The 8,552-nt window shown below is 65.3% G+C and carries 8 protein-coding genes; all 8 read left to right on the forward strand.

Translation table 11 applies throughout. From position 1 onward, the window contains the following. The first annotated feature begins 15 nt into the window (after positions 1–15). Positions 16–1,401, forward strand: coding sequence for a UDP-N-acetylmuramate:L-alanyl-gamma-D-glutamyl-meso-diaminopimelate ligase (gene mpl / locus J8847_RS08055; protein WP_211524164.1), 1,386 nt, complete (start codon positions 16–18; stop codon positions 1,399–1,401). Continuing rightward, the gene (locus J8847_RS08060; protein WP_211524165.1) at positions 1,398–1,991 is read left to right on the forward strand and encodes a YqiA/YcfP family alpha/beta fold hydrolase; all 594 of its coding nucleotides are present in this window, start codon (positions 1,398–1,400) and stop codon (positions 1,989–1,991) included. The genes mpl and J8847_RS08060 overlap by 4 nt, the downstream gene beginning before the upstream one ends. Then, a complete protein-coding gene (locus J8847_RS08065) occupies positions 1,988–2,569 on the forward strand; it encodes a chorismate lyase (protein ID WP_211524166.1) in 582 nt (193 codons plus the stop codon). Before J8847_RS08060 ends, J8847_RS08065 begins: the two co-directional genes overlap by 4 nt. 1 nt (position 2,570) lies before the next feature. After that, positions 2,571–4,598: an RNB domain-containing ribonuclease gene (locus J8847_RS08070; RefSeq protein ID WP_211524167.1), complete on the forward strand. Its 2,028-nt coding sequence runs from the start codon at positions 2,571–2,573 to the stop codon at positions 4,596–4,598. Positions 4,599–4,909: 311 nt separating this feature from the next. Further along, positions 4,910–5,764, forward strand: coding sequence for a TonB family protein (locus tag J8847_RS08075; RefSeq protein WP_211524181.1), 855 nt, complete (start codon positions 4,910–4,912; stop codon positions 5,762–5,764). After that, positions 5,761–6,582: a shikimate dehydrogenase gene (gene aroE, locus J8847_RS08080; protein ID WP_373999859.1), complete on the forward strand. Its 822-nt coding sequence runs from the start codon at positions 5,761–5,763 to the stop codon at positions 6,580–6,582. Before J8847_RS08075 ends, aroE begins: the two co-directional genes overlap by 4 nt. Before the next feature lie 8 nt (positions 6,583–6,590). Continuing rightward, positions 6,591–7,301, forward strand: coding sequence for a monofunctional biosynthetic peptidoglycan transglycosylase (gene mtgA, locus J8847_RS08085; protein ID WP_211524168.1), 711 nt, complete (start codon positions 6,591–6,593; stop codon positions 7,299–7,301). Positions 7,302–7,408: 107 nt separating this feature from the next. Then, positions 7,409–8,374, forward strand: a complete 966-nt coding sequence (gene corA / locus J8847_RS08090; RefSeq protein ID WP_211524169.1) for a magnesium/cobalt transporter CorA — start codon at positions 7,409–7,411, stop codon at positions 8,372–8,374. Positions 8,375–8,552: the final 178 nt, after the last annotated feature.

The raw sequence follows: 8,552 nt of genomic DNA on the forward strand, positions 1-8,552 counted from the left end.
CGGACATTACTTGCCATGCACATTCATATTCTTGGTATTTGCGGAACTTTCATGGGCGGCCTGGCGGTCCTGGCCAAGGAAGCCGGCCACCGCGTGACGGGCTGCGACGCCAACGTCTACCCGCCGATGAGCACCCAGCTTGAAGCCCAGGGCATTGAATTGATCCAGGGGTATGGCCCGGAACAGGTCTCGCTGAATCCCGACCTGTATGTGATCGGTAATGTCATGACCCGTGGCAATCCGCTGATCGAAGAGATCCTGAACCGCGGCCTGCCATATGTATCCGGCCCGCAATGGATCGGCGAGCACATCCTGCGTAATAAATGGGTGCTGGCCGTGGCCGGCACGCACGGCAAGACCACGACCACCTCGATGCTGGCCTGGATCCTGGAAGACGCCGGTTATGCGCCGGGTTTCCTGATCGGCGGCGTGCCGATGAACTTCGGCATCTCGGCGCGCCTGCACGGCGACAAGCCGTCCGACTTCTTCGTGATCGAGGCGGACGAGTACGACACCGCCTTCTTCGACAAGCGCAGCAAGTTCGTGCACTACCACGCCAAGACGGCGGTGCTGAACAACCTCGAGTACGACCACGCCGACATCTTCCCGGACATCGGCGCCATCGAAACCCAGTTCCACCACCTGGTGCGCACCGTGCCGGGCGTCGGCCGCCTGGTCGTCAACGGCGACGAAGCCTCGCTGGCCCGCGTGCTCAAGCGCGGCTGCTGGAGCGAGAAGGAAACGTTCGGCGCGGCCGAAGGCGTGAACTGGAGCCTGATCGAGCACCCGGGCGGCAGCAGCTTCGACGTGCTCTTCAACCGCGGCGGCGGACCGGGCGAGATGCAGGGCACCGTGCACTGGGAACTGACCGGCCACCATAACCGTTCGAATGCCATGGCCGCGATCGCCGCCGCGCGCCACGTCGGCGTGCCGGCCGCCCAGGCCATCGATTCGCTGTCGCGCTTCCAGAGCGTCAAGCGCCGCATGGAAGTGCGCGGCGTGGTCAACAACGTGACCGTCTACGACGACTTCGCCCACCATCCGACCGCGATCGCCACCACCGTGGGCGGCCTGCGCCAGAAGATTGGCACCAGCGGCCGCATCCTGGCCGTGCTGGAGCCGCGCTCGAACACCATGAAGCTGGGCGCGATGAAGGATGCGCTGCCGGGCAGCCTGAAGGACGCCGACCTGGTGTTCGGCTTCGGCAGCCAGCAGGCGCTGGGCTGGTCGCTGGCCGACGCCCTGAAACCGCTGGGCGCGATCGCCCACAGCTTCGACCAGCTCGACTACCTGGTCCAGGCCGTGGTGCAGGCAGCCCAGCCGGGCGACCACATCCTCGTGATGAGCAACGGCGGCTTCGGCGGCGTGCACCAGAAACTGCTCGACGCCCTGGCTCCATGATTTTGTATTTGCACGGATTCCGTTCCTCGCCGCGTTCCTTCAAGGCGCGCGTGGTGCAGAAGAGATTGGAAGAGCTGGGACGGGCGCATGAGCTGATCTGCCCGCAACTGCCGGCCTCGCCGAAGGAGGCGATGGAACTCGCCCTGCTGCTGGCCGAACGCCATGCGCCGCACGACCTGTCCATCGTCGGTTCCTCGCTGGGCGGCTTTTATGCCACCTGGCTGGCGGAACGCCTGGACGTGCCGGCGGTCTTGATCAACCCGGCGGTGAATCCCCTGAAGAACCTGGAAAAGCACGTCGGCGTCACGACTGCCTGGCACTCGGATGAACCCTTCGAGTTCAAGCAGGAATACATCGGCGAGCTGGCCGGGCTGCGCGTGGAAAAGATCACGAAGCCCGAGCGCTACTTCCTGCTGGCCGCGACCGGCGACGAAGTGCTCGACTACCGCGACATGGTGGCCCACTATGCGGGCGCGCGCCAGCATGTGATCCAGGGCAGCGACCATGCGATCCCGGAATTCCCGGAGTATGTGGACGAGGTACTGGCATTCTGTAATCCGCAATTGATGTCAGCGGGCGCGGTGCAGTGAGGGGCGGTTCTTTGCGCCTTGCGGCCTGGCAGCCGCACGTCCTCGCCGTGCGCGCGCCAAGCCGGATGGAAGATTGGCTGACCACCAAAGGCTCGCTGACCGCGCGCCTGATCGCGCACAGCGAGCGTTTCCGGGTGCACCGCCTGCACCAGAACAGCGCCCTCTGCCTGCCCGACGAGGCGCGCGCCATCGGCCTGCCGCGCCCGGAGAAGGTGTGGGAGCGCGAAGTGCTGCTCGAATGCGACGGCCGGCCGGTGGTCTTCGGCCACACCGTCGTGCCGCGCCACTGCAGCGCGAGCGACTGGCCGCTGTTTTCGGCGCTGGGCGAGCGCTCGCTGGGAACGACCCTGTTCTACGACCCCAAGGTCGAGCGGGGGCAACTGGAGTTCGCGCGCCTGCGCGCGGGCCATCCGCTGGTCGAGCGCGTGCGCGCCGCGGCCGGCGGCCTGAAAGAGACTGTTTACTATGCGCGGCGCTGCGTCTATCGCCGCCGTCAAGGACTGCTGCTGGTCACCGAGGTATTCTTGCCGGAGGTGCTGGAGCTGGTGGCGTCCGCACCATTAAAGAACACGAAATAACATGAATCTATTCTTCGAAGAGTCGGGCGATTTCAAGGCCGGCACCGTTTTGTCGACCGCGGGCGAGGCCTACCAGGTCGAGCTGCCGAGCGGGAAGCGCACCAAGGTCAAGGCCAAGGATGTGCTGCTCCAGTTCGACAAGCACGAGCCGGAAGCCCTGATGGACGCGGCCAAGGGCATCGCCGCCGAGGTCGATCTCGACTTCCTGTGGGAAGTGGCGGGCCAGGAGGAGTTCGGCTTCGCCGAGCTGGGCGCCGAGTATTTCGGCCATGCGCCGCTGCCGCCGGAAGCCGCCGGCCTGGTGCTGGCCCTGCACAACGCGCCCATCTACTTCTATAAGAAGGGCCGCGGGCGCTACAAGGCCGCGCCGGAGCAATCGCTGAAGGCGGCGCTGGCCGGCATCGAGAAGAAGAAGCAGCAAGCGCTCATCCAGGCCGCATACGTCGAGGAACTCAAGGCCGGCAAGCTGCCGCAGGCCATGCAGGCCCTGGTGCACCAGCTGCTGTTCAAGCCGGACAAGAACACCATCGAATACAAGGCCCTGGAAGCGGCCGCCGACGAGCTGCAGACCACCGCCCAGCGCCTCATGCTGGGCAATGGCGGCCTGGCCTCGCCGAAGGATCTGCACATGGCGCGCTTCCTGTTCGAGCACTTCCCGCGCGGCGCCGGCTTCCCGGCCGTCGACGTGCCGAAGGCTCCGGGCGACCTGCCGCTGGCCGAGGTGGCCGCCTTCTCGATCGACGACGTGACCACGACCGAGATCGACGACGCCTTCTCGGTGGTGAGGCTGGACGACGGCACGGTGCGCGTGGGTATCCACATCGCCGCGCCGGGCCTGGGCATCCGTCCGGACGACGCCATCGACAAGATCGCGCGCGGCCGCATGTCGACCGTGTATATGCCGGGCGATAAGATCACCATGCTGCCGGACGAGGTGGTGGACGCCTTCACCCTGGCCGAAGGGAACGAGTGCCCGGCGCTGTCGCTGTACGCGGTGCTCAACCCCCAGGACTGGACCGTGGTCTCGACCGTGACCCGCGCCGAGCGCGTGCCGATCAAGAGCAACCTGCGCCACAACGACCTGGATGCGGTGGTCAACGAAGAGACCCTGTCCAACGGGGAAGGGGAGTACCCACACAAGGAGGAACTGGGTTTCCTGTGGCAGTGGGCCCTGCAGCTGGAGGCGGGCCGCATGAAGAAGCGCGAGGCCTTCGGCCTCAAGCCGGAGCAGGCCAACCGCGTGGACTTCAACTTCTACGTGGAAGACGACGTGGTCAGCATCGTGCGCCGCAAGCGCGGCGCGCCGCTGGACAAGATCGTGGCCGAGCTGATGATCTTCGCCAACAGCACCTGGGGCAAGCTGCTGCACGACTCGGGCGTGCCGGGCATCTACCGCTCGCAGACCCCGGGTGCGGGCGGCTGGGCGTCCAAGATGCAGGTGCGCATGGTGACCCACGCGGCCCCGCACCAGGGCCTGGGCGTGGACCAGTACGCATGGAGCACCTCGCCGCTGCGCCGCTATACCGACCTGGTGAACCAGTGGCAGATCCTGGCTTGCGCCGAGCATGGCGTGACCGCGCCGCTGGTGGCGCCGTTCAAGCACCGGGATGCGACCTTGTTCTCGATCGTGTCGGCGTTTGACGCGGCGTATTCGGCGTACAACGACTTCCAGCAGAACATGGAGCGCTACTGGTGCCTGCGCTGGCTGGGGCAGGAACAGGCCAAGCATGTGGACGCCGTGGTGCTGAAGGACGAGATCGTGCGCCTGGTCGAGATTCCGCTGGTGGTGCGCCTGCCGGGCATGCCGCAGGTGGCGCGCGGGGCGCAGGTGCGCCTGGATATCGTGCGCTGGGATGAAGTCGACCTGACGCTCGAAGCGCGCCTGCTCGAGGTGGCGGCTGCGCCGGCGGCGGATGCGGAGCTGGTGCTCGAGGAAGAAGAGGATACGGGCGAGGCGGCGGTGGCCGAAGTCGTCGAGGCGGAAGGTGTGGTGGCGGCGGTCAGTCCTGATCCGACCACCACCGCTTAATAGATTCCCGAATAGATTCCCGCTGCGCGGGAATGGGAGAGCTTGACTTGGCTCCCGGCCTTCGCCGGGACGACGTGCATATGCTTGCCGAGCGCGCTCGATCCGTCGTTCCGGCGAAGGCCGGAACCTAAGCTCCCCACCGAAGCCGCGCTCTTATCAAATAGCAAACAGCTGCAGAAACCCAACTGTTGCACCCACGCTTCACCCACCCGCTGACCCATCTGGCGCGGTAGAATGTTTGAATTCCCTGATTCAACAGCCCCAGCGGCCCCCCGCAGCGCGTGAAGTCTTTCCAACAAAACCGTCCCCTGATGATCGCCCTGGCCGTCTCCGTCGCGGCCCACGCAGGATTGCTGGCCGTGCGCTTCGCCGCGCCGGAAGCCTTCCGCCAGCAGCCGGCCGACCCGGGGCTGGAAGTGGTGCTGGTCAACGCCAAGCACGCCAAGGCCCCGAGCAAGGCCGACGCCCTGGCCCAGGCCAACCTGGACGGCGGCGGCAACGCCGAAGCAGGCCGCGCCAAGTCGCCGCTGCCCGACCTGCGCAAGGTGGAGGACGGCGACAGCATCAAGGCCCTGCAGCGCCGCATCGCGGAACTGGAACAGCAACAGCAGGACGTGCTCACCCGCGTGCGCCGTTCGCAGTTCACCGCGCCCCCGGTCACGGAAAAGGACAAGCCCGATCCGCAGCGCACCGGCGCCGACAACCTCGAAACGAGCAAGGCGATCTCGCGCGCCGCCGCCGAGATCTTCGAGCGCATCGAGGAAGAAAACCGCCGCCCCAAGCGCACCCAGATCACGCCGAGCACGCGCCAGGTCGGCTACGCCCTCTATTACAAGGCGATGCAGAAGCGCATCGAGGAAATGGGCACGCTCAGCTTCCCGCAGCAGAACGGGCGCAAGCTGTACGGCGAGCTGGTGGTCTACATCCCGATCTTCCAGGACGGGACCATCTATATGAAGGACGGCGGCCCGCGCGTGGAGCGCAGCTCCGGCAACGCGGCGCTGGACAAGGCGGCGCTGGACATCGTGCGCCGCGCCGCGCCCTTCGGCGCCTTCCCGGCCAACATGCGCTCGCGCGGCAAGGACGATCTGTGGGAAGTGGTTACCCGCTTCCGCTTCACCCGCGAGGACAAGATGCAGGCAGAACTGCGCGGAGGCGCTGAGTGAGCGACACATTGACCGACAAGTATTGCGTGATCGGCAACCCGATCGCCCACAGCAAATCGCCCCAGATCCACGCCGCCTATGCGGTGGCCACGCACCAGGACATCAGCTACGAACGCTGCCTGGCGCCGCTCGACGGTTTCGAAGCCACCGTGCGCCGCCTGATCGCCGAGGGTTATCGCGGCGCCAACGTCACCGTCCCCTTCAAGCTGGAAGCCTTCCAGCTGGCCACCCGCCTGCTTGATCGCGCCCGCGCGGCCGGCGCCGTCAACACCCTCGTGTTCGATGATGGGGAGATCATCGGCGACAACACCGACGGCCCCGGCCTGGTGGCCGACATCGTCCGCAATGCCGGCGTGCCGCTCGCAGGCAAGCGCATCCTGATGCTGGGCGCGGGCGGCGCGGCGCGCGGCGCCATGCTGCCGCTGCTGCTGGAACAGCCGCGCGAACTGGTGATCGCGAACCGCACCCTGGCCACGGCCGAAGCGCTGGCGCGCGATTTTCCCGATTACGCGGAGCGGATCGCGGTGCGCGGCTTCGCCGAGGTCGAGGGCGTGTTCGACGTGGTGATCAACGCCACCTCGGCCAGCCTCTCCGCGGATGTGCCGCCGATCCCGCCGTCCGTGTTTTGCCAAGACACCTTGGCATTGGATATGATGTACGGAAACAAACCGACCGTATTCATGGAGTTTGCCGCCGGCCACGGCGCGCGGGTGCGCGACGGCCTGGGCATGCTGGTGGAGCAGGCCGCCGAGGCCTTCGCCATCTGGCGCGGCGTGCGGCCCGATACGGCGGACCTCCTGAAATCGATGCGTCAATAAGAATAACGATGAGCAAAGCGCGCAAGGCGGGCTCCCGCCGCTGGGTCAAATGGATCTTCCTGGGCCCGATCCTGCTGGTGCTGTTAATCCAGCTGTATTTCTTCGCCATGGTGTGCTGGTACGCGATGTTCAATCCGTCCTCGACCAGCTTCATGCGCCAGCAGCTGTCGGAACTGCAGGAAAAGAACCCGAACGCCAAACTCAAGCACCAATGGGTGCCCTACGAGCGCATCTCGAACAATTTGAAGCGCGCGGTGGTCGCTTCTGAGGACGCCAACTTCAGCGACCACGGCGGCGTGGACTGGGAAGCGATCGAACGCGCCTACGAGCGCAACAACCGGCGCAGCAAGGTGGTGGGCGGCGGCTCGACCATCACCCAGCAGCTGGCCAAGAACCTGTTCCTGTCCGGTTCGCGCAGCTACCTGCGCAAGGCCCAGGAAATGGTGATCACCTTCATGCTCGAGACCGTGATGAGCAAGAAGCGCATCCTCGAGGTCTACCTGAACGTGGTCGAGTACGGCCGCGGCGTGTTCGGCGCCGAGGCGGCGGCGCGCCACTATTTCAAGACCTCGGCGGCCAACCTGACGTCCGCCCAGGCCGCCCGCCTGGCCGTGATGCTGCCGAACCCGCGCTACTACGACAAGCATCGCAGCACCAATTACCTGGTGCGCCGTACGAACGCGATCCAGCGCCAGATGCGCTTCGCCGACCTGCCTTAAGGCCGGCTGAGCGATTTTCTCTCGGAAATTGTCGTTACGGGGTGGCCGCGTTTGCAGCCTCTCGGTTACACTTGCGCTAGTTTTCGAACCCGGCCGAGAAAAAGCGCATGATCAACGTATTTGTCCTACAAAATGGCCGACTGAACCAGGTAACCATCGCTTCGCGCGAGGATCTCGAGAATGTCGCGCCCGTCTGGGTCGACCTGACCGATCCGACCGAGGAAGAGCGCATCTGGGTCAAGACCGCCTATGGCGTGACCTTGCCGGACGAGGACGAAGTGCAGGACATCGAGGCCTCGGCGCGTTACTACGAAGCCGAGAACGGCGACCTGCACCTGCGCACCGACTTCCTGCTCGAAGAAGAGGACGGCCCTTCGCGGGTCGTGACGGTCGCGTTCATCCTGTCCGGTAAAAAGCTGTTCTCCGTGCATAGCGACGACCTGCCGGTCTTCCGGCTGGTGCGCATGCGCGCGCGTTCGCGCCCGGGCTCGATCGAAGACTACATGGACGTGCTGCTCGACCTGTACGCGACCGACGCCGAGTACTCGGCGGACGCGCTGGAGGGCATCTACGAGAGCCTGGAAGAGGTCTCGACCCGCGTGCTGCAGAAGGAATTCACCGACCAGGACGCGGCCGCCGCGCTGAACGCCATCGCGCACGAGGAAGACTTGAACGGCCGCATCCGCCGCAACATGATGGACACGCGCCGCGCGGTCAGCTTCCTGATGCGCGGCCGCCTGCTGAACGCGGACCAGTTCGAAGAGGCGCGCCAGATCCTGCGCGACATCGAATCGCTGGACGGCCACACGTCTTTCCTGTTCGATAAGGTGAACTTCCTGATGGACGCCACCGTCGGTTTCATCAACATCAACCAGAACAAGATCATCAAGATCTTCTCGGTGGCCTCGGTCGCCTTCCTGCCGCCGACCCTGATCGCCAGCCTGTACGGCATGAACTTCACCATGATGCCGGAGCTGAACTGGCGTCTCGGCTATCCCTTCGCCCTGGCGCTGATGGTGACCAGCGCGATCGCACCGCTGTGGTACTTCCGCCGGCGTGGCTGGCTGAAATAAAATTCCAAAATAAAACGGCCGGTGAAAGAAAATTTCACCGGCCGTTTTATTTGGCGCTGTCACCGTTGAGTGTTGAATCTTCCTTAACTGCTGAGGTCTAACGAGGATCCATATCTCGGCGGAGGAAGCGATGAAGGCCTCGACATTCAAGAAGTTGCTGGAACAGGTCGCAATCCTA

This window comes from Massilia sp. AB1 (assembly GCF_018119385.1).
Lineage (GTDB): Bacteria > Pseudomonadota > Gammaproteobacteria > Burkholderiales > Burkholderiaceae_D > Telluria.